The 24,072-nt window shown below is 40.7% G+C and carries 26 protein-coding genes; 15 read left to right on the top strand and 11 right to left on the bottom strand.

Translation table 11 applies throughout. The features are described from left to right. Positions 1–104: 104 nt before the first annotated feature. Genes AKG98_RS07820 through AKG98_RS07805 form a run of 4 tightly spaced genes read left to right on the top strand, consistent with a single transcriptional unit; the run spans position 105 to position 4,882 of the window. A complete protein-coding gene (locus tag AKG98_RS07820; protein WP_067043816.1) occupies positions 105–1,475 on the top strand; it encodes a glutamine synthetase family protein in 1,371 nt (456 codons plus the stop codon). A 14-nt stretch (positions 1,476–1,489) separates the two neighbouring features. Further along, positions 1,490–2,890, top strand: coding sequence for an aldehyde dehydrogenase family protein (locus AKG98_RS07815; protein WP_067043813.1), 1,401 nt, complete (start codon positions 1,490–1,492; stop codon positions 2,888–2,890). 56 nt (positions 2,891–2,946) lie between these two features. Beyond that, on the top strand, positions 2,947–4,116 hold the full coding sequence (locus AKG98_RS07810) for an iron-containing alcohol dehydrogenase (RefSeq protein ID WP_067043810.1): 1,170 nt from the start codon (positions 2,947–2,949) through the stop codon (positions 4,114–4,116). A 49-nt stretch (positions 4,117–4,165) separates the two neighbouring features. Beyond that, positions 4,166–4,882 carry a glutamine amidotransferase gene (locus AKG98_RS07805; RefSeq protein WP_067043808.1) on the top strand — a complete coding sequence of 239 codons (717 nt, stop codon included), beginning with the start codon at positions 4,166–4,168 and terminating at the stop codon, positions 4,880–4,882. Positions 4,883–4,904: 22 nt separating this feature from the next. On the opposite strand, the gene AKG98_RS07800 is transcribed toward AKG98_RS07805, so the two are convergent. The 5 genes from AKG98_RS07800 to AKG98_RS07780 all read right to left on the bottom strand — a co-directional run bounded on the left by AKG98_RS07800 (position 4,905) and on the right by AKG98_RS07780 (position 7,488). After that, positions 4,905–5,237, bottom strand: a complete 333-nt coding sequence (locus AKG98_RS07800; RefSeq protein ID WP_067043805.1) for a YnfA family protein — start codon at positions 5,235–5,237, stop codon at positions 4,905–4,907. Between the two features lie 130 nt (positions 5,238–5,367). Beyond that, on the bottom strand, positions 5,368–5,943 hold the full coding sequence (locus tag AKG98_RS07795) for a class I SAM-dependent methyltransferase (RefSeq protein ID WP_067043802.1): 576 nt from the start codon (positions 5,941–5,943) through the stop codon (positions 5,368–5,370). Positions 5,944–6,076: 133 nt separating this feature from the next. After that, complete coding sequence (locus AKG98_RS07790; protein WP_067043799.1) at positions 6,077–6,586, bottom strand: hypothetical protein; 510 nt, start codon at positions 6,584–6,586, stop codon at positions 6,077–6,079. Between the two features lie 118 nt (positions 6,587–6,704). Continuing rightward, positions 6,705–6,953 carry a hypothetical protein gene (locus tag AKG98_RS07785; protein ID WP_006033551.1) on the bottom strand — a complete coding sequence of 83 codons (249 nt, stop codon included), beginning with the start codon at positions 6,951–6,953 and terminating at the stop codon, positions 6,705–6,707. A 166-nt stretch (positions 6,954–7,119) separates the two neighbouring features. Then, on the bottom strand, positions 7,120–7,488 hold the full coding sequence (locus AKG98_RS07780; RefSeq protein WP_067043796.1) for a hypothetical protein: 369 nt from the start codon (positions 7,486–7,488) through the stop codon (positions 7,120–7,122). A 282-nt stretch (positions 7,489–7,770) separates the two neighbouring features. Between AKG98_RS07780 and AKG98_RS07775 the strand changes: the two genes are divergently transcribed. Continuing rightward, positions 7,771–8,373 (top strand): uracil-DNA glycosylase family protein, encoded by a 603-nt coding sequence (locus tag AKG98_RS07775; RefSeq protein WP_067043793.1) that lies wholly within the window; start codon positions 7,771–7,773, stop codon positions 8,371–8,373. Between the two features lie 8 nt (positions 8,374–8,381). Here AKG98_RS07775 and AKG98_RS07770 read toward each other — a convergent pair whose 3' ends face one another. Beyond that, entirely contained in the window at positions 8,382–8,894 is a 513-nt protein-coding gene (locus AKG98_RS07770; protein ID WP_067043791.1) for a methylated-DNA--[protein]-cysteine S-methyltransferase, read from the bottom strand. A 219-nt stretch (positions 8,895–9,113) separates the two neighbouring features. Here AKG98_RS07770 and AKG98_RS07765 point away from each other — a divergent pair, with 219 nt between their 5' ends. After that, positions 9,114–10,802: an amidohydrolase gene (locus tag AKG98_RS07765; RefSeq protein WP_067043788.1), complete on the top strand. Its 1,689-nt coding sequence runs from the start codon at positions 9,114–9,116 to the stop codon at positions 10,800–10,802. Between the two features lie 43 nt (positions 10,803–10,845). Here the strand turns inward: AKG98_RS07765 and AKG98_RS07760 are convergent, their stop codons facing one another. Next, positions 10,846–11,718: a LysR family transcriptional regulator gene (locus tag AKG98_RS07760; protein ID WP_067043785.1), complete on the bottom strand. Its 873-nt coding sequence runs from the start codon at positions 11,716–11,718 to the stop codon at positions 10,846–10,848. 355 nt (positions 11,719–12,073) lie between these two features. Between AKG98_RS07760 and AKG98_RS07755 the strand changes: the two genes are divergently transcribed. From AKG98_RS07755 to AKG98_RS07745, 3 genes are all read left to right on the top strand, one after another. Next, the gene (locus tag AKG98_RS07755; RefSeq protein ID WP_067043782.1) at positions 12,074–12,514 is read left to right on the top strand and encodes a pseudoazurin; all 441 of its coding nucleotides are present in this window, start codon (positions 12,074–12,076) and stop codon (positions 12,512–12,514) included. Between the two features lie 84 nt (positions 12,515–12,598). Beyond that, on the top strand, positions 12,599–13,099 hold the full coding sequence (locus AKG98_RS07750; RefSeq protein ID WP_067043779.1) for a DUF2867 domain-containing protein: 501 nt from the start codon (positions 12,599–12,601) through the stop codon (positions 13,097–13,099). A 98-nt stretch (positions 13,100–13,197) separates the two neighbouring features. Further along, positions 13,198–14,226: a S66 peptidase family protein gene (locus tag AKG98_RS07745; protein WP_067043776.1), complete on the top strand. Its 1,029-nt coding sequence runs from the start codon at positions 13,198–13,200 to the stop codon at positions 14,224–14,226. A 10-nt stretch (positions 14,227–14,236) separates the two neighbouring features. Here AKG98_RS07745 and AKG98_RS07740 read toward each other — a convergent pair whose 3' ends face one another. Further along, positions 14,237–15,148, bottom strand: a complete 912-nt coding sequence (locus AKG98_RS07740; RefSeq protein ID WP_067043773.1) for a LysR substrate-binding domain-containing protein — start codon at positions 15,146–15,148, stop codon at positions 14,237–14,239. Positions 15,149–15,281: 133 nt separating this feature from the next. Here AKG98_RS07740 and AKG98_RS07735 point away from each other — a divergent pair, with 133 nt between their 5' ends. After that, the gene (locus AKG98_RS07735; RefSeq protein WP_198155456.1) at positions 15,282–16,319 is read left to right on the top strand and encodes a zinc-binding dehydrogenase; all 1,038 of its coding nucleotides are present in this window, start codon (positions 15,282–15,284) and stop codon (positions 16,317–16,319) included. Next, on the top strand, positions 16,319–16,759 hold the full coding sequence (locus tag AKG98_RS07730) for a RidA family protein (protein WP_067043767.1): 441 nt from the start codon (positions 16,319–16,321) through the stop codon (positions 16,757–16,759). Before AKG98_RS07735 ends, AKG98_RS07730 begins: the two co-directional genes overlap by 1 nt. Before the next feature lie 165 nt (positions 16,760–16,924). Here the strand turns inward: AKG98_RS07730 and AKG98_RS07725 are convergent, their stop codons facing one another. Both AKG98_RS07725 and AKG98_RS07720 read right to left on the bottom strand, forming a co-directional pair. After that, positions 16,925–17,899, bottom strand: coding sequence for a hypothetical protein (locus AKG98_RS07725; protein WP_067043764.1), 975 nt, complete (start codon positions 17,897–17,899; stop codon positions 16,925–16,927). A gap of 683 nt (positions 17,900–18,582) precedes the next feature. After that, complete coding sequence (locus AKG98_RS07720; protein ID WP_067043761.1) at positions 18,583–18,831, bottom strand: hypothetical protein; 249 nt, start codon at positions 18,829–18,831, stop codon at positions 18,583–18,585. A 336-nt stretch (positions 18,832–19,167) separates the two neighbouring features. On the opposite strand from AKG98_RS07720, the gene AKG98_RS07715 reads away from it, so the two are divergent. From AKG98_RS07715 to AKG98_RS07705, 3 genes are all read left to right on the top strand, one after another. After that, entirely contained in the window at positions 19,168–19,785 is a 618-nt protein-coding gene (locus AKG98_RS07715) for a hypothetical protein (protein WP_067043758.1), read from the top strand. A 163-nt stretch (positions 19,786–19,948) separates the two neighbouring features. Continuing rightward, a complete protein-coding gene (locus tag AKG98_RS07710) occupies positions 19,949–20,701 on the top strand; it encodes an electron transfer flavoprotein subunit beta/FixA family protein (RefSeq protein WP_067043755.1) in 753 nt (250 codons plus the stop codon). Next, positions 20,702–21,736 (top strand): electron transfer flavoprotein subunit alpha/FixB family protein, encoded by a 1,035-nt coding sequence (locus AKG98_RS07705; protein ID WP_067043752.1) that lies wholly within the window; start codon positions 20,702–20,704, stop codon positions 21,734–21,736. Positions 21,737–21,845: 109 nt separating this feature from the next. On the opposite strand, the gene glgC is transcribed toward AKG98_RS07705, so the two are convergent. Beyond that, positions 21,846–23,063: a glucose-1-phosphate adenylyltransferase gene (glgC, locus tag AKG98_RS07700; protein WP_067043749.1), complete on the bottom strand. Its 1,218-nt coding sequence runs from the start codon at positions 23,061–23,063 to the stop codon at positions 21,846–21,848. Positions 23,064–23,360: 297 nt separating this feature from the next. On the opposite strand from glgC, the gene AKG98_RS07695 reads away from it, so the two are divergent. Then, positions 23,361–24,071 carry a patatin family protein gene (locus AKG98_RS07695; protein WP_067043746.1) on the top strand — a complete coding sequence of 237 codons (711 nt, stop codon included), beginning with the start codon at positions 23,361–23,363 and terminating at the stop codon, positions 24,069–24,071. Position 24,072 lies beyond the last annotated feature (1 nt).

Here is a 24,072-nt window from a genome sequence, read left to right as displayed (position 1 = left end):
TGAGTTCTATTCATCACAACCCACTTACACTTCCTATACTAAGAATAATGCAGTCACAGATTATTAAGCATAGCCGGAATAGGCTTGTAATATAAGGATGTATTATGCTCAATCCAAGAGAAGTAAAGACCGTTGCCGATGCAAAACATATTATCGAACAACGTGGTTTAAGCCATGTCAAAGTGGGTTTGTTTGATGCCGACGGAATCATGCGCGGTAAATATATGAGCAAAGAGAAATTCTTCTCTTCTCTCGAACATGGTTTTTCTTTTTGTGATGTGATTTTAGGCTGGGACTCCAAAGATCAGCTTTACGATAATGTTGAATTTACGGGCTGGCATACTGGTTATCCTGATGCTCCTGTGCGTATTTTACCCGAGACTTGTCGTAACCTACCTGCCGAAGGCGATATGTTGCTATTCATTGCCGAGTTCAGCGAACATGCCGAAGCGGTTTGTCCCCGAGGCACGCTACGTCGAGTATTAGATCGTGCCGACCGTATGGGCTTCGATGTCACTGCTGCATTCGAATATGAATTCTTCATGTTTAAAGAGACACCTGAATCAGTACGAGAAAAAGGCTATAAAAATCTAACGCCACTTACCCCAGGCTGCTTTGGCTATTCCATGATCCGTAATTCGGTACATGCCGATTTACATCATCAAATCATGGCGCTAGGTGAAGAGATGGATTTCCCATTAGAGAGTCTGCATACCGAAACAGGTCCGGGGGTATTAGAGGCGGCTATTGCTTATGATGGCGCGCAAAATGCGGCAGATAAAGCGGCATTATTCAAAACCTTTATTAAGGTCTGGGCTCAACGTAATAATCTGATGGCTACCTTTATGGCGAAATGGTCAAGTGATTGGCCGGGACAAAGTGGTCACATCCATATTTCGTTAAAAGACAAAAATGGTAAGGCGGTGTTCCACGCCCCCAATAATGCGTACAACATGAGTGATACTCAACGTCAGTTCCTTGCTGGGCAGCAAAAATACATGCCTGAGTTCTTGTCGATGATCGCACCTACGGTAAACAGTTATAGCCGTATGGTCCCGGGGTTATGGGCGCCGCTTGATGCCACTTGGGGCGTCGAAAATCGTACCACAGCACTGCGGGTGATTCCGGGAACGGCAAAATCTCAGCGTATTGAGTATCGTCTAGGCTCTGCGGATGCCAACCCTTATCTTGCGCTCGCTGCCGCATTAGCGTCTGGTCTCATGGGCATAGAACAGAAACTAGAACCTTATGCACAAGTAAAAGGGAATGCGTACGAGCAAGACCATCCTGAAGCGCTATCGCTACCACGAACACTGTTTGATGCTGCGCGTAAGTTAAAACGTTCTGAAGCCGCCAAAGAGCTATTTGGTCAAGCGTTTGTACAGCATTATGCCGCTACCCGCGAGTGGGAAGAGCGTGAATTTAGAAAGCAGGTGACTGATTGGGAATTAGAACGTTATTTTGAGATCATCTAGGGAGCACATCGATAATGACGAGCAAAAGGCAGCTACAGCAAACCTATTCACCCATCGATAACTCTGTTTACGTTGAGCGTGCTCTCGCCAGTAGTGAAGAAGTTAATGATATTTTGCAAAAGGCGGTTGTGGCTCAAGCTAATTGGCACCATGTTGCCCTGCAAGAACGCGCTGCGATCTGCCATAAAATGGTCGATGCTTTCGTTGCTAATGAAGATGAAATTGCCAATCAATTATGCTGGATGATGGGGCGTCCGATTCAATATGCACGAGGTGAAGTCGCGGGTTTAGCAGAGCGCGCTCGTTACATGATTGACGCCGCAGATGACGCTTTAGCGACTATCCCACTGCCAGAAAAAACAGAACTCCGGCGTTATATTAAACGCGAAGCATTAGGGGCTGTCTTTGTTGTCGCACCGTGGAATTATCCTTACCTCACGTCGATTAATGTCATTATGCCTGCCATCATGGCAGGGAATAGTGTGGTATTAAAGCATTCCGCGCAGACGCCATTATGTGCTGAACAATTATTCAATGCCTTTCAAAAAGCCGGTTTACCGGATGGCGTATTCCAATATTTACATCTTAGTCATGCGGATACCGAAGCGGTGATCAAGGATAGTCGAATTGATTATGTGGCTTTCACTGGCTCGGTAGCTGGTGGAACCATGGTTGAAAGCGCCAGTTGCGGGCGTTTTATTGGTGTTGGTTTAGAGCTCGGAGGGAAAGATCCGGCTTATGTCCGTGCAGATGCCGATATCGAACATGCGGTCGCAACTTGTATCGATGGTGCTTTCTTCAATTCCGGACAGTCTTGCTGTGGTATCGAGCGCATCTATGTAGATAGCCGCGTGTTTGACGAATTTGTCCGCAAGTCTGTCGATCTAGTTAAAGGTTATCAGCTTGGGCGACCTGATGATGCTAACACCACATTAGGGCCTGTGGTAAAAGCGTCAGCGGCTGATTTTGTGCGTTCACAAGTACAAGATGCCATTTCTAAAGGAGCTGTTGCGCATATAAATACAGGTGACTTTCCGCTGGATGAAGTCGGTACGCCTTACCTAGCTCCGCAACTATTAACCAATGTGAATCACCAAATGCGGGTGATGACCGAAGAAAGCTTTGGTCCTGTCGTTGGCATTATGAAAGTAGACAGTGATGAAGAAGCGATATGGTTAATGAATGATTCTGAGTTCGGTCTCACCGCATCGGTATTTACTCAAGATATCGACACTGCTATCGCGATTGGCGAGCAACTCGAAACGGGCACTTTCTTTGTTAATCGTTGTGACTACCTCGATCCTGCATTGGCGTGGACGGGGGTGAAGAACTCGGGACGGGGCTGTACTTTATCAACATTAGGTTATGAGTCGTTAACGCGTCCGAAATCATTCCATATTAAAATTTTACAATAGTTTTCACACCCGTTTTCAAAACAGGGTTTGGCAAGGTTTCGCTGTAAGGAGAAGTCATGGAACTTAATCAATTTACTGCTAATTGGCATTATCCCACTGCTATTCGCGCAGGTATTGGTCGCATTAAAGAACTTCCGGCCACTTGCCAAGAATTGGGTATGAAGTCGCCGTTATTAATTACCGATCCGGGTCTCGCTGACTTACCTATGGTGCAAGCCGCGTTAGCCAATTGCCAACAAGCAGGCTTAAAGTGTGGTCTTTTTTCACAGATTAAGGGTAATCCAACAGGTGAGAACGTCACCGATGGGGTGAGTGCATACTGGCGTGGCGAGCATGATGGTGTCATCGCATTTGGTGGCGGATCTGCACTTGATGCTGCTAAAGCTGTGGCCTTGATGGTAGGCCAAGATCGTCCTCTCTGGGACTTTGAAGATGTGGAGGATAACTGGTTAAATATTTGCACTGAAGGGATGGCTCCTGTTGTCGCAGTACCAACCACATCAGGCACAGGTTCAGAAGTAGGGCGCGCCTCGGTTATCACGGATAGTGAACATCATATTAAACGCATTATTTTCCATCCGAATATGTTGCCCGCTATTGTGATTTTAGACCCTGAATTGAGCGCTGGCTTACCTGCTACGTTAACCGCCGCAACGGGTATGGACGCATTGTCCCATGCCTTAGAAGCGTATTGTACTAATGGCTATCATCCAATGGCTGAAGGCATTGCACTAGAGGCTATTCGTCTGATTAAAGACTATCTACCGCGTGCCGTCGAGGATGGCAACGACCTGGAAGCAAGAGCGCAAATGATGACGGCTTCAACAATGGGCTCAACTGCTTTCCAGCGTGGCCTTGGTGGCATGCATGCGCTCGCTCATCCTATCGGTGCGCTTTACGATAGTCATCATGGTTTATTGAACGCTATCTTAATGCCGTATGTTTTAAAGGCCAATCGCAGTGCCATTGAGGCTAAGTTAACGCGTTTAAGCCGTTACCTTGCATTGGAAGATACGGACTTTGATAGTTTTTTAGATTGGGTATTAACGCTGCGTAAACAACTTGATATTCCTCATTCTCTGGGGGAGATTGGTATTGATGCTGAACGTGTCACTGAAATCGGCATAATGGCTGAGCAAGACCCATCGGCAGGCGGCAATCCTATTAAATTTGATGCGCAGCAATACGCCGATATTACCTTGTCAGCGATACATGGCGACTTGTAAGTGACGGCAGCATTAACCGTACTATTAACCGAAGTGTGGAGGCAAGGTGATGAAACTCGGTATCTTACAATGTGACGATGTACGCAGTAGTTTGCAGCCTGATTTTGGTCATTATGCGTCTATGTTTGAAACGCTATTTCAGCAAACTGATGAAGTATTAGAACTTCGTTTTTATCTGGTGATAAATGGTCAGTTTCCACAACACATTGATGAATGCGATGTGTATGTTTGCAGTGGTAGTAAATGGGGGGTTAATGATGATGACCTTTGGATCCGGCAGCTGGAAGATTTTATTCGTGCGCTTTATGCTGGGAGTAAAGGCTTAGTCGGTATTTGTTTTGGTCATCAACTCATTGCTAAAGCATTGGGCGGGGAAGTTGAAAAAAGCCCACTAGGATGGGGAGTCGGTATTGCTCATGCTAATGTGTTAGCAGAGCCCAGTTGGATGCAGCCGAAGCAAGATAATATCGCGCTTATCGTTTGCCATCAAGACCAAGTCTGCAAGTTACCCCGTAATGCAACCGTATTGATGAGCAATGATTTCTGCCCTTATAGCATGTTCCAAGTGGACTCTCACTTTCTTGGTTTGCAAGGACATCCAGAGTTTACAGCGCTATATTCCGAAGCGCTGATGGATCAGCGTCGCGATATTATCCCTGCTGATACAATCGAGTTGGCGGTGAAGTCACTCAGCTATCAAGCCGATGATAAGCTGATCACCAAGTGGATTTTAGCATTTTTAAGGCAAACTATAGCTACTCGTTAGTGGCTATGTCCGTACCTACTGGTTATGCTCCTCTAGGTGCAAACATAATAATAGCCATGCCAACAAGCGCGATTGAAGCGCCAATCATATCCCACATGGTTGGTTTAATACCATCAACTCCCCAGAGCCAGAGTATGGCGACGAAAATGTATACACCACCATACGCGGCATACACACGACCTGCCGCTTCAGGGTGTAGAGATAGCAACCAAGCAAACAGTGCAAGACTTGCTGCCGCAGGGATTAGCAGTAATATACTCTTATCTTGTTTAAGCCAAAGATAAGGTAAATAACAGCCAATGATTTCAGCAATAGCTGTAATGAAGAAAAGTGCGATCGTTTTTAATTCAAACATGGTATCCGTTTATTTCTATTTAAAGCGAACTACCTCAGTGGGAGGCAACAATGGTGAGCTAAAATAAGCAGGAACGAGTAAAAGTCAAAAGCAATTAAGACTGTCAAACTTAAGCTTTACCTATTCTTATTTATATTATTTTTCTAGCGATTACATGACAAGCCTTACTATTATGACCAGTCATGGTTTGGTTACTAATAACGATAGATTTTTCTAATTCGAATCCATTTACTATGTTTTCAATTTCAGTCTGAGTTCCGTGCCACATCGGAATACCGACTCCTGAAGTAAAAATTAGGTTTTCATCAGAGCAAAATTCAGCCAAATAAATGACCCCATTTGGCTTTAAAACTCTTGATAGTTCAGAAACAACATTTGACCTAATTTGTTCATCTGGAATACAAGTAAAAACTGCACACGTAATAATGGCATCAAATGAAGCATCAGAAAAAGGAAGACGAGATTCCTTTGAGTGACTCAAATCAAGATAAGGAAATTCATTTTTCCCGCGACTAATCATTTCGAATGAGGAGTCAACACCAATGATATTTTCATAACCTAAGTTATAGAGTTCATTAGTGATCCTTCCATACCCACAACCAAAATCGAGAACTTGGCTAGAATAAGGAACAGTATTAATAAGTAGCTCACTGATTAATTGAAGATTAAACTCAATTTTAGCAGCGACATCATCCCAATTACTCAATGGTTTCTCCTTAAATCATATAGACATACCAACGTCCTACTAATCGGTGGAGCAAATGGGCGCTTCTTTTTGCTCCGTAAAAAATGTGACCGTGTGCAGAATCCGCATTTAGTGGCTTGTTAGGGCTTTCCCCTTATTGATAAGTATTAAAAGCTTTTATTAAATGAGTTGAAAGTAGGTATTTTTCATTCATTATATAATCTACAGCAGGCTTATTACCTTCCAATCGCATTTTGCTTTGTAGATTTTCTAATTTAACAAATTTCTCTACAACCTTATTGCTTACAAGCGGATATATTTGTGCAGGAAGCCTATCGTTTACTATTAACGAAGCTACCGAGTCATCAGGTAGGAGGTGAATTTCAACAACGCCATGTTCTGATGGTGTAACACATTTAAGCGATCCATTTCGAAGTTTCACTACTGCGTGGGCCGTTAGCTTTAAAACTATATTACCAAGCTGCGAGAAAGCCCAACCGAGTTGAATTTCACCTTCATTAGATTGTAGGTATTTCTGCACATTGTCATAGCACTTAAATTTTTCACTACCATTAACTACATCCAATTTCACTCGCTCAACAGATACAATATTGATCGATTTAAGAAAGTCATACGGTAACTCTTTTGGTATAAGGTAATCCACAGTATCCCCCTGAGCCGTAACGCCCTGTTAACAGGAAAAATAGTTGATTAAAATTAGCGACGAAGGAGCAAAACCAACTGTTTTTTTGTCCTTGTTTAACAGCTTGTTAGCTTAATATTTAATAATCTAGATCACCACGGTATCTTTCAATTATTTTATGACCACAGTTTGTACATATTAAATGCAAATCTCTTAGCTCCATAAACCCAGCAGTGCCTCCAGCACCCCAGCCAGCAACAAGTGCAGATATAAACTCTTTGACCTTTGCCTTTCTACCCATATTGGAATTATTCTGAGGCTTTACTATAACCCCAATATGATCGACCTCTTCATTACATTCTTTGCAAAAACGTTTTTCAGGTTCCATGTTATTCTGCTCCAGAATCAATTTTACGGATTTAAGCTAACGCCTAATTAACAGGCAAAAAATTGTTGGCTAAAATAAGTGAACGGAGTGAACAAAAAGCCAACTGTTTTTTGTCCTTGTTTAATTTCTTGTTATGTTTCGTTTACTCTAAACCCTAAACCCTAAACTATTCTTTTAGCCAATGGCTCGGAACACGATAATATAATGCAATATTAATAAACTCTGACTTATTAAACCAACCAGACTTGTAACTAACAAAGCCAAATACTACAAAAGATAAAGCATATATTAAGAGCATTAAGATTAAGAGAGTAGTGAATAAAGCAATTGCAAATAAATCACCATTTTCTTGCTGCTTTAATCCTTCTGATAAAGAAACACCCAAAAATTGAGCTGTAGGATCAGAAAGTAAATATGTTAGCCATAACGCAATAGCTATAGCGGCATAAGTAATACCTTGATACAGCACCGCGTATTTAGCTTTTAGGTGAAAGCTTTCTTTAATCGTTATAGATAACTCTGAAAAATACGACATAGTTCCCTAGAAACATAACAGCTTATTATACGGAATTATTTATAACGTGAATTCCGATTTAACTTAAATAGTATCAACTTTGTCATAATTAACATATAGATAAAATGCAATTAACCCCTCTAAATCAAAAAACGAGAGACAAAAACAAGAATTCTATTTATACAGACCCATATAAACAATCGAACAATCAATATACTCGTTATACTTCAGATGACTATGAATTTGATTATGGGAAAATAAAGCCTATTTTTCCGTATAAACAGACCCTTCTGGAATGACTGTATGAACAAACATGATCTAGATGTCATTGTTTCTGATGTTAAAAAATGTACCTTGTGCGAACCAGACCTTCCACTGGGAGCAAGACCTGTATTGCAAGTCGATGATAAAGCCAAAATACTGATAGCAGGGCAGGCGCCTGGTATTCGCGTGCATGAATCGGGTATCCCATTTACAGATCCAAGTGGTGATCGTTTACGTCAATGGATGGGCATTGATAAAGACACATTTTATGATGCGACTAAAATAGCTATTTTACCGATGGGCTTTTGTTATCCGGGAAAAGGTAAGTCAGGCGACCTGCCACCAAGACCCGAATGTGCTCGAACATGGAGAGCTGAAATACTAGCTGCAATGCCGAACATTGAGTTGATATTGGTTATCGGTATATATGCGCAGAAATGGCATATGGGTGACGTAAAGCAGAAAAACCTCACCGAAACAGTGAAAAACTGGCGAGACTATTGGCAAAAAAATTGGCCAGAACGATTACCGCTGCCGCATCCTAGCCCACGTAACAATATTTGGTTGAAGAAAAATCCTTGGTTCGAACTAGATGTACTCCCGCATTTACAAGCACGAGTGGCACAGTTGATTCGCGAATAATTAAAGTATTAGATAAATAGATTTTGCTCTAACTCTAATAGACGTTTCTTTAATGACAAGCCACCACCGTAACCGACTAGCTCACCTTGGCTACCAATAATGCGATGACAAGGAATGATTATTGCCAATCCATTAGCACCATTGGCATTGCCAACCGCTCTGACTGATTTTTCATTGCCAATGGATAATGCCAAATCTAAATATGTCGCCGTTTCACCGTACTTTATCCCTTCTAGTGCATGCCATATCGATTTTTGAAAATCTGTGCCGACCAATAGCAGCGGAATATCAAACACGCTGCGTTCACCAAGGAAATACTCCTCTAGCTGGGCTTTTGTTTGTTCTAAAACGTCGTCATTTTGTTCAACAAAGGTAGCATTAAGGCCTCGCTGAATACGGTTATCAACCGACTCTCTCATTTTCCGATAACGAAAATCACACAAACACAGTTTGCCTTCATACGAGCCAAGTACAAATTCGGCATAAGGGTGTTTAAAGTATTGAATGTTGATATTCGTCATCACATGTCCTTGTTTAGAGTCGGAAGATAAGTTTAAGCTGCAAAGAGCAAAGAGCAAAGAGCAAAGAGCAAAGACTTACCTCAGCATATCTCAATATCCTTATACTCACTATTTTTCTTTTAATTTCTCGCTGCAGTAGACTTTATTCAACACAACGTACCACGCCCTATATTAACTTTCTATACTAAGACAAACGGTAGGGCATGAAAGGAAACAATGATGAATAAAATTTACCCCCTAGCAATAATAGCGAGTCTAATTATGAGTCCTTACACATTGGCGGCAGAACTAAACCAGAACAAGCAAGCCGATATGATCTTTACTAACGCTAAAATTTACGGTCACGATAATGCCAATGCAATCGCAGTGCGTGATGGCAATATTATATTTGTCGGTAAAGCTGCCGATGTGAATGCCTACCGCGCTAAAAATACCGAAGTAATCGATCTTGAACAAGCGATTGTCATGCCTGGTTTTATTGATAACCACAATCATGTATTCGAGGCTGCATCAGAAGCGGGTGGTAACTGCGAACTGGATATGGATGCGTCCCTTGAGGAACAGATCCCTTATTTAAAAGCATGTAGTAAAAATGCCAAGTCTGATGGCTGGTTAATGGGTTATGGCTTTTCGTTAGATGCCGTACTCGCGGACGATAACCGCTACACGCCACTGGAAGTCATTGACCGTATATTTCCAACGCAACCCGTCGTGCTAATGGAGCAGACGTCACATTCAATGTGGGTTAACTCTGCTGCGTTAAAACTGGCTGGTATCACCAAAAACTCGCCTGAACCGCAAGGTGGTAAGATCCTAAAGGATGAAGAGAGTGGTGAACTTAATGGCATTCTGTTTGATAACGCTGGTGACATTATTATGGAGATGGCATGGAACAGCTTAGAAAACCAATTTAACCAAAGCTATGATGGGTTAATGAATGGGCTTGAAGAAGCCGCTGCACATGGCATTACCACTATTGGTGATGGTCGACTTTATTGGAAGCGTGGTTGGTATGACGTATGGCAGCAAGCAGAAAAAGACGGTGATTTAACCGCACGCGTATCACTGCGTCCGTGGATCTATCCGGCTGACTCAATGGCGCCACAATTGGCATTTTTAAAAACTATTCAATCAAGTGATAAGTCACGCTTGTTGCTGGTGGATCAAGTGAAAATGTACAGTGACGGTATTTTCATTAATGGTACGGCAAAAATACTGGCACCGTACGATGATACTTACATTCCAGACGAACCGTTCGGCATTAATTACATTGAACCAAAGCAGATGCAAGGTTGGTTAGCGGCGTTGGATAAGCTGGGTTATAGCGCCCATATTCATGCGATTGGCGATGGCGCGGTTCGCGAATCGTTAAATGCCATTGAATATGCCCGTAATCAAGGCTCCAAAAAACCGTATACCTTAACGCATGTCGAATTGGTTAATCCAAAAGATGTGCCTCGTTTTGAAAAGCTGGATGTAACTGCTGACTTCCAAGTTGGATCTGATTATGTCGCAGAACATGACCATCAGTGGGCAGAAGCCTTTTTAGGGAAAGCGCGTACACATTCGATGATGAACCTTAAACCTATCTTTGATACAGGGGCGAATGTTACCTTAAGCAGTGATTGGAATGTGCATGATATCAATCCATTAGTCGGTATCGCCAATAGCATTAAAATGGGTGAAACAGGTTTACCAAATGTCTATGCTGCCATTGATGCTTACACGATAAATGCCGCTGATAGCCTGGGTATCAGTGATATTACCGGCTCGATTACGGTGGGGAAGTCGGCTGACTTTGCTATTTTAGAACAAGATATTACTCGTTTGTCTCACGATGCCATTGCGAGAACTCAAATCCTGATGACAGTGTTACAAGGGAATATCGTTTTCGACACGGAAGAGTAGCCGCGTCTGCAAGCGTGTTTTAATAGCCTGTGTAATAAGGTATTCAGACTGATAGTTGATGTGTCTTTTTAAAGGCGGCGATCACCTGACTGCCTTGTTCAGATAAAGTTAAGCCATTACGCCAGCATAATTCAACTCTGCGGATAATACCTGCAGGTTCAAAGTCACAATTTAGTTTAACGAGTTGGCTGCTTTCGATGTCACTCTTTACATATTCTGCGGGTAAAAATGCAAAACCTTTATGGTGTTTTAGCATAGCGATAAGTGGCTGAATGTCAGAGAACATGGCGTAACGAGGACTAAACCCGTCGCTGTGTTCATTCACTTCGCCCAATATCAGCTCACGGTATTGGCTCAAGTCACTAGTTGTCACTATCGATAATGCGGCAAGTGGGTGAGCAGGGCTAGATGCCAACACGTCTTTGTAATGCCCTAATCGACAATATTCAAATTGCTGGTGGTGCAGGGTATCCGATTCATGGGTGATGATGATATCTACATTACCGTCACGTAAGTCTTGCGTTAGTTGCTCAATTTCATCGCGATACACTTCGACATTTAAATGGGGTAAATCCAGTGTTAGTGCCAACGGTTGTGTAAAGGTCTGTTCAGGAATATAGTTTTCAATACCAATGGTCAGCACCGTTGGTTCACCTTGCGCGATCATGTCAGCACTTTTCAGCAGCATATCCAGCTGACTTAAAGTATGTGTCAGGCTAGGTAGCAAGCGTTCACCCGCTGTACTTAACGTCGTTTTATTACCTGAACGGTCAAAAAAGGTCACGCCTAGATCGATTTCTAGATCGGAGATCCATTGACTCACTTGCGGTTGTTTCTTGCCAAGCTTACGGGCAGCAGCAGAAATAGAACCTGTTTCAATGGCTAATAAAAGTGCTTTTAGATGTAGTGAGTTCATAGGCCTAGCTGTTTGATATCGATATTAAAGAAGGGGATAACAGAGTCTAAACTATCCGTTCCAACCCCGTTGCGATCTGTACGGTACGGTACATATGCTCAAGTTCTGCTAAATTATCAATGAACTAACCCTTACGGTCAATAACTCGAAAAGCATAAGTATTCCCCTTTGTATATATTATGTATAACGTTAGAGTAATTGGAAAGCCATATTCGTGAATACAGTATTTTACTTTTGAGTTGATAATGATTATCATTCGTAATGAATTGGTCGTATTAGCCTTAACTATGTTTAAGCGCTTTTATATCTATATTTTTAATCTTTCATCACATTTAATTACGGGAGTTTCTTTAATATGATTAACCGAAAAATTCTTGCTGTAGTAGCATTAATGGCATGTAGTACCGCATTGCAAGCCGCTGAGCATACGGTGAAATTGCTAACTTCATCAGCTAATGGCATGATGGTCATGGAACCTGGCTATCTTAAAATCGCTTCAGGCGACAGCGTTAAATTTGTGCCTTCGGATGTGAGCCATAATGCGAGTTCTTATTCAATTCCAACTGGAGCTGCAAAATTTAATACGGTAATGGGTAAAACAGAAACCGTTAATTTTAAAAATGAAGGTGTCTATATTTACAATTGTACTCCTCATTTGGCTCTTGGGATGGTTGGGGTTATTCAGGTTGGTTCGGCTGTTAATATCGAACAAACTAATACTGCAGCAGCTCAGATATCGACAAAAATCATGATGAATAAAGAGCGCTTAGCTGGCTATATTGCACAGATTAAATAACCAAGGTATTTAATGAGGCGTTAACGGGGGAGAGGTAAAGTTACTTCGACCTCGCTGACATTATACCTTACAGAGGACATTAACATGAATGGAATCCCTACTAAATCAAGCGTGTATCAGTATGTGCATGATGCTTCTTTTGCTGATGGTTTTTCATCACTTACAGGTTATGAAAATCAGTCTGCACTAGATATGTATCTATCGCTTATACAGGAAACACCAGTTTGGATTAATATGTTAATGTCACTGCGTAACAAAGTTGTATCTAAGTTTGGTCTTAAAGATCTAGGGCACTTAGCCGAAATTGAGCCAAGTAAATTAAGCTCAGATTATAAAATTGGTGATAGGGTCGGAATATTTATTCTATCTGCTAATGAGCATAACGAGATTATCCTCGAAGATAGTGACAAGCACCTAAATGTCAAAATATCGTTTTACATTGAGCCGAACGGTAAAACTGCAACGGTATATCTAAATACTGTGGTTCACGTGAAAAATACGTTGGGTAAGGTGTACATGTTCTTTGTAGGGCCTGTGCATAAAATTATTGTTCCATCGATTCTAAAGAAACTACCACGACCATAACAATCAGTTCCATGCTTCGAATGTTTTTGTGATAAGGCATTGTATTCTAGACTGTTAATGCTTATTGTTGTTACAGGCTAGATTTACGGAGAGTGCTAATGAAATATCCCAAACCACTGCAACAAGGTAGCACTATCGCTATTACTGCGTTTTCATCAGGAATTGAAAAAAAACATGACGCCAGATTTAGAGTCGTGCTAGATAATCTTGAATCTAGAGGCTTTAATGTAGTTGTAGGTAAGTGTCTATACGGGCAACAAAAACACGTAAGCGCACCTGCACAGCAACGTGCGGATGAGCTTATGTCATTTCTTATGGATGACGAGATTGACGCTATCTATCCTCCTTGGGGCGGACACTTAGCGATTGAACTCCTGCCGCTTATAGACTTTGCCAAACTTCAAACCGTAAGGCCAAAGTGGATCTTAGGATTTTCCGACGTGAGTACGATAGCTGCCGTGTTCGCGAGTAAACTGAAGTGGGCAACCGCACACTGTTCAAATTTGATGGATTTAACCAGCGAAGCTAATGATCCATTAACAGCTAATACACTGACGCATTTAAGTACTTCTACAGGTGGTTTTTTTTCGCAAACCGAATCGAAATTATATGCGAGTCGCTGGCCAGATATTGTCACTGAGCCAACCTCTGGAATAATGCCTGATACACCAACTAACTGGAAGTGGTTGGTAAAACCTGAATCTGGTTCATCAATAGAGGGGAGGTTAATTGGAGGGTGTTGGGATACGCTATCTCATCTATTTGAAACTGAGTATTTAGATCTAAAAGGACTATCTCAGCGTTACTCTGAGGGCGTCATCTTATATCTAGAAAATGCTGAAATGCCACCTACTGAGCTAGCCAGAACAATTTTAAGCATGAAGTTCCGGGGCGTATTCTCATGTATCAGCGGGTTACTGCTCGGTCGAAGTGCAGCTGCTGAACCAAAAAGTGATCAGAGCCTTAGCTATTATGAGGTCTTGGAAAAATACCTGATGGATATAGGGGTTCCAGTCATGATAGATCTGGATATAGGTCATGTTCCACCAAACTTAACGTTAATCAATGGCGCAATCGTAAAGGTTGAACTAAATGAGATTGGGATCTTGCATCAATACTTAAAGTAATACTTCCTTTTTACCCATCACATTCAAGTTCATAAATAGATTTCAACCATTTGATAAAAGCGACTAGTTTTGGGGTGGGGTTGTTTGCATGAACAACAAAATATGACCGGCCTGTATTCAAGTACAGTTCGGGATAGAGATTAATTAACGTTCCAGCTGCAATCTGTTTTTTTACCATTTCTTCACGACCAAGCGCCACGCCATGATTTAATAACACAGCATCTATGGCTGATGTTGAAGTATTAAATGATATAGATGAGATCTCTTTATAATCGATATTAAATGTTTCAATCCATTGTTGCCAATTAGGAAAGTCCGAGCCTGCAATTGTGAGATCATGAATTAAGGTTGTATTTATTAACCCCGTAGGATGAGATAAATAGGGATGATTCTTAAAATATTCAGGAGTACAGACCGGAAATACCTTTTCGTTACTAAATAAAATGTCACTTTCATTTTTCCATCCTGATTTAGCATATCGCACAGCGATTTCAGACTGATTATTAAATATATCAATAATATCATCTGAAATATCCAGTTTTAGGTTTATATCTGGATACATTTCTCTAAATAAGTACATGTTAGGTATCAATACATGGCTTGCAAAAGAAGGAGGAACAGATACTGTTAACGTCCCTTTTTCTGTAATATTTTTAAGTGATTGTGCACTTTTAGAAAGCATTTCAAAAGCATCGCGAACATCTAAGATGATGTCAGAAAAATCTTGGTTAATCGTCAGTCTTTTTACTCCTGATACTTTTCTGCGAAATAATTTATAACCTAAATAGGCTTCATAGCTACGAACTAATTGCCCAATCGCTTCCGGGGTGACGCCAATTTCTTTTGCTGCACTTGCATAGCTGCCAAGCCTTGCTGTGGCTTCGACTGCTCTAAGTGAATTTAAATGAGTTACTGTTTTCATCCAAAGATTTCCTTCGTATATCGATGATAAAGTCTAGTTTGTTTATTACCGACTAGCAACGGATAATTAGTTTATGACTTTGGTTATGGCTGCGATGTCATTATCAACGAATGTTCTTTTTTGGAGAAAAATTATGTCTAAAACAATGAAAGCGATCGTGATGTCAGCATTTGGTACACCTGAAGTTTTATCTGTTGCTGCTATTGCTATGCCTAGCCCTAAAAACAATGAAGTATTAATCAAAGTTGAAGCGGCTGGTATTAATCGCCTAGATCACTATATTCGCGAAGGTGGTGTAAACCCAAATATAAATTTTCCTTTTATTTTGGGCTCTGATGCCGTTGGCCATGTTGCTGAACTCGGTAGTCAAGTGACTCAATTTACCCTTGGAGAACGCGTTATTCCGATGCCCGGTTACCCTGTAGATCCGAACGATCATGGTGCTGAAGTATTAGCGACATCAGAGTCGTACGCCATCCGTGGATTAATTGAACACGGTGCTTATGCGCAATACATGGTTGTTCCTGAAAATTGGCTATTAAAAGAAACCACGGGACTACCTGCTGAATTATTAGCAGCGTTACCTATGCCATTAGTTACTGGGGTTAGAGCAGTAAAAGAAGTCGGGGAAGTTAAAGCAGGTCAATATGTACTTGTTCATGCAGGCGCATCAAGCACTGGTTCAATGATGATCCAAATTGCTAAAACGCTGGGTGCAAAAGTTGCGACGACTACGCGCTCCGATGCTAAAGTTGAATTTCTAAAATCCATTGGTGCCGATTTAGTGATTAGCGGTAATCCTGATAATAGTGTTGAGTTAATTAATGAATGGACTAATAGCGCTGGTTTAGATGTTGTTATTGATCAATTAGGTGGAGATAGCCTTAGGCAATCAGTTGAATGGGTTAAACCTTTAGGTATTGTTGTTTTAATGGGTAATGTTCTTGGATTAGAATCAACGATCCCTGTAAGAAGTCTGTTTTTCCCACAAAAACAAATAAGAGGCACGCTGATGGGCAATGTAAGCGATCTAGAATGGGGGCTTGAGCAAGTCAAAAACGGTAATATAAAACCCCAAATAGACACCGTATTTACGCCAGAACAGGCAGCAGAAGCACACCAATACTTAGCCGATGGTAAAGCGCTAGGTTTAACGGTATTTAAATTTTGATGGCGAATTTTCCGCTTCCAGATGCGCCTAAACCAATCGGTTCTTACGAACCCTACATTATACGTAATGGGATAGGGGCTATTTCAGGCCAGTTTCCAATTAGGGACAATAAGTTAATTTATACAGGAAAAGTGGGAGCGGAGTTGTCGCTGACCGACGCAAAAATAGCAATTGAAATTGCGACATTAAATGTATTGTCGCAACTAAAAAATGCCACGGATGATTTTGCTACGCTTGATGGTATTTTAAGAATGGATGCTTATATCGCGAGCGTGGATGGTTTTTACCAGCAAGCCGAAATTATAAACACAGCCTCTAATTTACTTATACACGTATTAGGTGAGAAAGGAAAACATGCTAGAAGTGCGATAGCTGTATCGCAGTTGCCACTTAATTCAAGTGTTGAACTTGTTGTAACTTTCGCAGCCGGTTCAAAGTAACCTTAATCTTACCATCTCATCAAAGGTGGAGCTTAGTTTTTGCGATTCGCTCCACCTTTAGCCTGTAAATAGATCATTGTAGCGAAAGGGTATGTTCTATTTAGCCATACTTACTCATGTCTAATAGACCATATCGATGATCTTATTTAAAGAGTAAAATACCGATTATATTTCTTTGATTAAATTTTTTGTTAGCACTTCCTTTTTACTATTAAACCAAACTAGCGTACCTTCGTTTACTGTTGTAGTGATATTCTGTAATGTAGGTATTGTTTTAAAAGGCTTTGAAATAAAGCCAACTACGATTGCAGGGTTCCAGTGTCTATCTGTAAGTGGAAATTCAGCATAATCATGTGTAGTTGAATCTGATAAACGGGATTCATTCATGCTACCAATGAGCTTAGAAGCATAGCCCTTGGTCATATCTGGGGCTATTATTCGATTATTATTACTAATAATATAAGATGCTCTACTTTTCTTCATAGAGCCAATTGCACCACCAATAGTCACTCTACCATTTAGTTGCGTAGTCACGCCTATTTCATTGTTGTTTAGTGTGGCATTAACTAAGGATATATCATCTATTGACCCTATCAGACCACCAATATACTTGGTCTGATCTGTCGTTAAGATCTGAGAGTTATTGATACTAATATCCGTAAACTCACTTTTTGTTGTCGCGTACCCTACCAGTAAACCTAGGCCTCTACTGACATACTCGTGCGCCTGTATAGAGCTGTTATGGATATTCACGTTATAAAATGAGGAGCCATTTATAGCATTGCCCGCAATTAATCCAATGGCCGTGTTACCGCTATTAAAAGGTATAGTCACGTTGTTAAGGTTTAAGTTACTGATCCTAGCATTGATTACTCGTGAAAAAAGCCCAACATAGTTGTTGTCATAATTGATTTTAAGACCTGTAATGCTATGATTTTGTCCATCGAGGATCCCTTTGAAATTAACGGCTTTATCCTGGGTATACCCGTTGCAATCGATATCTTGAGTCAGTACGTAATTTTCTGTTGTTAGATGTGGAATACTGAGTAGTTGATCGCAACTCGTAATACTTTGTGTCGCCATCACTGAGCATGATACGCATGTCGAAATTGACAATGCGATATAAGATTTAATGTTCATAATTCTTCCTTGAGCCTTATTTATCCGATTGTAAACAACCTCCTATTGTAAACTATTTCAATTACTTATCTATAATTAAGACGTAGTCTAACAGTGTTTTTTAATTATAAATTGCAATTATTGTGAAGTTAGACTCTACGGACAAGGCAATAATTTAGTTTTAAATTCAGGCTGAACGTAATTAATTAAAATATAAATTTAATTTTGATGGTTCTATTTAAACGGGTCGTACAAATCGAGTTACTGTTTACGTTTCGACTTTATTTGATAGAGTTCTAATGTTTTTCTATATCTATTTGTAATACAAGATAAATTTGATATTGTTGATGCAGCGTGGGATCTGAACCGCTATTACCGCAATTCTTAATATTGGTCGTCACTCTTATGATGTGCTCGTTTTTATGTTTGCTTTCGTATTCTCTTTTGAGTCAAAAATTAAAAGTAGGTACTAAGCAATATGTATCAGGTAGTGCTCTGGGAAAAGTTTTTGGTACTATGTTTATTGGCGCTGGAGGTGTTTTAGCAATATCCACCCAGAGGTAAACAAGCGCTAACACAGACGCGACACTGTTGGCTGCGCTGTTTGATACAGGTATGAGAGGAAGAATAACGGGGTTTAAACTATCAGTTCAAACCCCGCTACGATCTGTGCGGTAAATAGCTATGCTTTGAATGGCAAGATCTTAGTGTTTCGTTTGCACGCCGTTACGTACCATTTCTTTGCCGTTTTCATAAACGTCTTCTGTCACATAGCGAGCTAAAAGTAGATTTTGGTTATCATCAAATACAGCAACAAAATGGCGGCCATCTTTGGTGTTTGTTGCCATGCCTATGCCAGCAACACCTTGTAGACCCAAACCACCGTTTTCAATGTTTAGTAGAAAACGTTCTAGTTCTTCTAAATTATCAATGACATCATGTTCGTTATTCATCTGTTAGTACTCTTTATTTCTACCTGCTCACAGGGAGCTAAGTCACTCGTTATAATATGCTGTGTACTTTACAGATTATAAACGATGATTTAAACCCTTGCTGTGTTTTAACTTTTGATGCTTAAAGTGTAATCAATGCATAGCGTTAGACCTAATGAATAAGATGATAAATTATTTAACATCTTTAGGGCTGTATATTTACTGATATGAATATAAAATATTTATAATTCATAGGGTTGTTTGAAAAGTAAGCTGTTCACATTAAAATAACATTACTAAAAAGTTAACATGTAATATACTACTTTATGATTATAAATGTAAATTCAAGGATAGAAAATGTTAAATAAAAAGGTTTTTATTGGAGTATCAGCGTTACTTCTTTCGGGTTGTACAACAGTGCTAACAGCAAATGAAACTGCGCCAGAAATAAACATCGCATCAAAGCCAACGGAGATATCAATTGCGGTATTGGACAAACGAGCCTATGTTGTAGACAGCGATAAAGAACCTGCATTTGAAGGTATTATTCGTAGTGGTTTTGGTATCCCTTATTCATATTACACTACGACTAAAGAGCCTATGTCTGTGTATTTAACTAACCGTTTATCGGCTGGTTTTGATAAAAATGGGATTAAAGCGAACGTTGTTAAAACAGATCCTACAATGTCTGTTGAAAATATAGTTGATTCACTTTCCAAAGATGATCTTAAGTCCGTTTTATTTGTATTACATGAATGGAAATATGACTTTCATACATTCACTGATAATTCGTGGTACGACATGGATGTAATTATTGTTGATAAATTTGGTAATAAAAAAATTGTCAAAAATTTTAAAGGTGAAAATGATATACCTGATGGAAGTTTGATCTCAAATGAAATGCAGCTAATCTACAAGCAGCGTTTTGAAAAGGTGTTTGCTGATCCAGAAGTTCGCCTCGCATTCAGTCAATAAGATTACTTAAGTTAATAATAGGTGTCGTTACGCGATATCTATTATTACTCGTTCCCCTCAATTTGCCATACCCCATAACACCACTATTCTTAATGCATAATTGTTTGATTTATTAAACACAAACAGGTTGATTCAATAAACATAAGTACGTCGTGGGGAAGTTATGAAGATATTGGTCGCGGTGAAGCGGGTTGTCGATCATAAAGTCAACGTCAGAGTGAAAGCGGATGAAACGGGTATTGAAACCGCAAATGTAAAAATGGCGATAAATCCATTCTGTGAAATCGCGATTGAACAAGCGGTACGTTTTAAAGAGCAGGGCTCGGCTGACGAAGTTGTCTTGGTGTGTATTGGACCCAAAGAGGCGGATGTGCAATTACGGGCTGGATTAGCCTTGGGTGCAGATCGCGCAATTCTGATTAGGACCGATGAAGAAGTACAATCCCTTGATGTGGCTAAAATACTACACAAAATTGTGCAAGAAGAGTTGCCTGATTTAGTACTATTGGGTAAACAAGCGATTGATACAGACAATAATCAAACAGGGCAAATGTTAGCTGCACTCACCAATATGCCACAAGGCACCTTTGCTTCTGATATCGCCTTTACCGTCCCGAATACAGTCAAAGTAACCCGCGAAGTTGATGGTGGTTTAGTCACATTAGCCTTGAGTTTACCTGCCGTAATTACTGTCGATTTACGTTTAAACATCCCCCGATATATCTCGTTACCTAATATCATGAAAGCGAAACGGAAAGTTATCACGATGACATCCCCTGACTCTTTGGGGGTTAGTTTATCCCCGCGGCTGACCACGCTTAAAGTTGAATCGCCCCCAGTACGTCAAGCTGGGGTTAAAGTGGCTGATGTCGCTGAACTGGTGGATAAATTGCAACAGCAAGCGAAGGTGATTTAAATGGCGATATTGATAGTAGCAGAACATGACAACCATACACTGCAAGCCGCGACGCTCAGTGTATTGACTGCTGCATCTGAGATAGCAACGCATATCAGTGATACGGAATTGCACTTGCTTATTATCGGCGATGAATGTCAGCCTGTTGTTGCTATGGCACAAGGCATAACAGGTTTGAGTAAAATATTGGTAGCCGATCATCAGATTCATCAATATCCCTTAGCTGAGAATATCGCGCCGTTAATTGTTTCGTTAGTGCAAGAGCAAGGTCACTGCAACGACGAACATCAAGAGTTTGATAAGACGCAATATAGTCACATCATTACGTCTGCTGGAACCACAGGTAAAGATTATCAGCCCAGAGTGGCTGCCTTGTTAGATGTTGCGCAGATCTCCGATATTATCAGTGTTGAATCCGCAGATACCTTTAACCGACCTATCTATGCGGGTAAAGCCATTGCGACGGTGCAATCGAGCGATGCCATCAAGGTTTTAACTGTGCGTAGTAGTGCGTTTACAGCTGCGTCATTTACTGCAGGGTCGTTAACTACAGAGCTGTTAGCAATAGAGAGTCAAGTACCTGTTGTTGCATTAGCAGCACAAGCAGATAGCGGAAAATCAGCGTTTATTAAAGCGGAATTAACGCAGTCATCTCGACCAGAATTAACCACGGCAAAGGTTGTTATTTCGGGTGGGCGAGGGATGAAAAATGCCGATAACTTTGAACTGCTTTACACACTCGCAGAGCAACTTAATGCGGCGGTAGGCGCTAGTCGTGCGGCGGTCGATGCTGGGTTTGTGGCGAATGATTTACAGATAGGGCAAACAGGTAAAATAGTTGCACCCGATCTGTATATTGCCGTGGGTATATCTGGTGCGATCCAACATGTAGCGGGTATCACAGGCAGCAAGGTAATCGTCGCCATCAATAACGATCCAGACGCCCCGATCTTTGATGTGGCAGACTATTGCTTAGTTGCTGACTTGTTCGAGGTATTGCCTGAGTTAACCGCTGTGTTGAAGGCGAAAAATTAGCTATCATTTTTATAAACGATAGCTAAGATTTTGATGAACAATAATGCTGGCTAAATATGAACAAGTGTTGTGGTCAATAGTAATAACCTTTGTTACTTATGTAATACGATCACTCGAATTTATAAGATTCAGGTACGACAACAATACCGCGTTCTGAAATGGTGAATCGCGCGGCGTCTTCTGCTTTGTTGACCCCTATTTTGGTTCTTGGTGGGATTTTTACATGTTTGTCGATAATGCAATTCTGCAGCTGGCTGTATTCGCCGACTTCAACATCATCAAACAAGATACTTGCTGAAACAGTCGCCCCGTCGTTGATTTGTACATTCGATGATAAAACCGAATTTTGTACTGAACCACCAGTGATAAGCACACCGTTAGAAATAAGGGAATTGATAAATATCCCTTCATTGCCAGTGTCCGATGATGTCGTTCTTGCTGGTGGTAATTGTGGTTCGTAGGTTCTAATACCCCAGTCGCGTTGGTACAAATTTATGGGTGAAACGGGTTGTAGCAAGTCCATATTGGCTTGATATAACGAATCGATGGTGCCCACATCACGCCAGTAAGCATCCTCGGTAACACGTCCTGTCGAACCGCCAAATTGGTGCGCGTAGACTTTTTCTCTATCAATCAATCCCGGGATAATATCGTTACCAAAATCATGGTTAGAATTGGGATTGTCTGCGTCTTTTTCTAAGGCATCAATTAACGCATCAGTAGTGAAAATATAGATGCCCATTGACGCCAAGCTCTTTTCAGGGTCATCGGGTAGTGACGCTGGATGCTCAGGCTTTTCTGAAAACTCGATAACTTTTCGATTTTCGTCGATCGCCATCACACCGAATTTTGTCGCTTCGGCAACGGGTACTTCCATACAAGCGATGCTTAAATCTGCGCCTATTTCCTTATGGCGTTGCAACATGGGTGCATAATCCATTCGGTAGATATGATCGCCAGATAGAACAACGACATACTTAGCTTCGCTACGTGATAACAACCATAAGTTTTGATAAATAGCATCTGCTGTGCCGCTATACCACTTGTCGCCTTTACGCATTTGCGGCGGGACGACCGTAATGTATTCACCCAGCTCTGGGTTGAAGATAGACCAACCATCACGTAAATGTTTCTGTAATGAATGGGACTTATATTGGGTCAATACCAGAATTCGTCTTAGACCAGAGTGAAGGCAATTGGTTAAAGTAAAGTCGATGATTCGATATTTACCACCGAAAGGCACAGCGGGTTTTGCTCTGTTATCGGTGAGCGGAGCAAGGCGAGCCCCCATTCCACCTGCGAGGACTACCGTTAATGTATCTTGCATTTAAATCATTCCCTAATTGTTTTTATTCAAGTCGTTACGGGTCTGTATATCTTATTTATATCAAAAAACGAGCCAAAAGTTAAACATTTGATTTGTAAAAGTATTTATACATTGGTATATTTCATTTCACTATCATACAGCAATGCTTCATATCTGCTGCACCAAATTAATGCGAATTTAATAAAATTAATATTAATATTAATAGTTTTAACCTATCGAAATGTTAGATTTAATCGTTTTTTGTTTATCTTAAAATGATTATATTCTTAATGTATTGATTTAAGCAGGAGTGAGCCAATGCAAAAAAGAGCATTAATTGTAGAAGGTGGAGGTATGCGCGGTATTTTTGCTAGTGGTGTATTAGACGCTTTTATGGATAAGGCCTTTTTTAACCCTATTCGATTTGCGAAAGGCGGTAACCTTATTGATGTTAAATGGTTATGGGAAGTATCGATCGAGCGTTATCCGATTGATCGGGAAAAGTTATTTACCAATATTCCGATGTATGCCGCAGTAACGAATATTGATACTGGTCATGCTGATTACCATCGCATTAAGCCAGACACATTATCTAATGTGCTTGAAGCAACCACGGCGTTACCGATTGCTTATCGTGAAACACCTTGCTTTTCAGGCGGCTGCTATACTGATGGAGGCGTTGCCGATTCGATCCCTGTACGCAAAGCATATCGGCTGGGTGCGCGTGATATTACCGTGGTGCTTTCACATCCGCTTAGTTATAAAAAACAAACAATTAAGTATCCATGGTTTGTTAAAACATTATTCTCTCAACACCCTAATATCGCAAAATCCATGATGGTAAGAGCGAACAATTATAACGAATCTCTCGAGTTTATAAAAAATCCACCGAATGACTTGAAAATTCGAGTCATTGCGCCACCTGAACAGTTTGCCGTTAAACGGTTAACAATGAATAAAAACACCCTAAATAAAGGTTACTTGATGGGTAAGCAAGCCGGGCAGGAACACATCGAAAATAGTGTTTAAT

It is taken from the genome of Moritella sp. JT01 (assembly GCF_001574435.1).
In the GTDB taxonomy this organism is placed as follows: Bacteria; Pseudomonadota; Gammaproteobacteria; order Enterobacterales; family Moritellaceae; genus Moritella.
This window is presented reverse-complemented; position numbering and strand designations above follow the sequence as displayed.

Bases quoted from the DNA above. Each gene is read 5' to 3' on its own strand.
- AKG98_RS07710 (WP_067043755.1), top strand. From the start codon at position 19,949: ATGAAGATATTGGTCGCGGTGAAGCGGGTTGTCGATCATAAAGTCAAC.
- AKG98_RS07740 (WP_067043773.1), bottom strand. From the start codon at position 15,148: ATGAAAACAGTAACTCATTTAAATTCACTTAGAGCAGTCGAAGCCACA.
- AKG98_RS07765 (WP_067043788.1), top strand. From the start codon at position 9,114: ATGAATAAAATTTACCCCCTAGCAATAATAGCGAGTCTAATTATGAGT.
- AKG98_RS07730 (WP_067043767.1), top strand. From the start codon at position 16,319: ATGGCGAATTTTCCGCTTCCAGATGCGCCTAAACCAATCGGTTCTTAC.
- AKG98_RS07755 (WP_067043782.1), top strand. From the start codon at position 12,074: ATGATTAACCGAAAAATTCTTGCTGTAGTAGCATTAATGGCATGTAGT.
- AKG98_RS07800 (WP_067043805.1), bottom strand. From the start codon at position 5,237: ATGTTTGAATTAAAAACGATCGCACTTTTCTTCATTACAGCTATTGCT.
- AKG98_RS07815 (WP_067043813.1), top strand. From the start codon at position 1,490: ATGACGAGCAAAAGGCAGCTACAGCAAACCTATTCACCCATCGATAAC.
- AKG98_RS07770 (WP_067043791.1), bottom strand. From the start codon at position 8,894: ATGACGAATATCAACATTCAATACTTTAAACACCCTTATGCCGAATTT.
- glgC (WP_067043749.1), bottom strand. From the start codon at position 23,063: ATGCAAGATACATTAACGGTAGTCCTCGCAGGTGGAATGGGGGCTCGC.
- AKG98_RS07720 (WP_067043761.1), bottom strand. From the start codon at position 18,831: ATGAATAACGAACATGATGTCATTGATAATTTAGAAGAACTAGAACGT.
- AKG98_RS07775 (WP_067043793.1), top strand. From the start codon at position 7,771: ATGAACAAACATGATCTAGATGTCATTGTTTCTGATGTTAAAAAATGT.
- AKG98_RS07760 (WP_067043785.1), bottom strand. From the start codon at position 11,718: ATGAACTCACTACATCTAAAAGCACTTTTATTAGCCATTGAAACAGGT.
- AKG98_RS07725 (WP_067043764.1), bottom strand. From the start codon at position 17,899: ATGAACATTAAATCTTATATCGCATTGTCAATTTCGACATGCGTATCA.
- AKG98_RS07735 (WP_198155456.1), top strand. From the start codon at position 15,282: ATGTCTAAAACAATGAAAGCGATCGTGATGTCAGCATTTGGTACACCT.
- AKG98_RS07805 (WP_067043808.1), top strand. From the start codon at position 4,166: ATGAAACTCGGTATCTTACAATGTGACGATGTACGCAGTAGTTTGCAG.
- AKG98_RS07715 (WP_067043758.1), top strand. From the start codon at position 19,168: ATGTTAAATAAAAAGGTTTTTATTGGAGTATCAGCGTTACTTCTTTCG.
- AKG98_RS07695 (WP_067043746.1), top strand. From the start codon at position 23,361: ATGCAAAAAAGAGCATTAATTGTAGAAGGTGGAGGTATGCGCGGTATT.
- AKG98_RS07820 (WP_067043816.1), top strand. From the start codon at position 105: ATGCTCAATCCAAGAGAAGTAAAGACCGTTGCCGATGCAAAACATATT.
- AKG98_RS07780 (WP_067043796.1), bottom strand. From the start codon at position 7,488: ATGTCGTATTTTTCAGAGTTATCTATAACGATTAAAGAAAGCTTTCAC.
- AKG98_RS07750 (WP_067043779.1), top strand. From the start codon at position 12,599: ATGAATGGAATCCCTACTAAATCAAGCGTGTATCAGTATGTGCATGAT.
- AKG98_RS07705 (WP_067043752.1), top strand. From the start codon at position 20,702: ATGGCGATATTGATAGTAGCAGAACATGACAACCATACACTGCAAGCC.
- AKG98_RS07785 (WP_006033551.1), bottom strand. From the start codon at position 6,953: ATGGAACCTGAAAAACGTTTTTGCAAAGAATGTAATGAAGAGGTCGAT.
- AKG98_RS07810 (WP_067043810.1), top strand. From the start codon at position 2,947: ATGGAACTTAATCAATTTACTGCTAATTGGCATTATCCCACTGCTATT.
- AKG98_RS07745 (WP_067043776.1), top strand. From the start codon at position 13,198: ATGAAATATCCCAAACCACTGCAACAAGGTAGCACTATCGCTATTACT.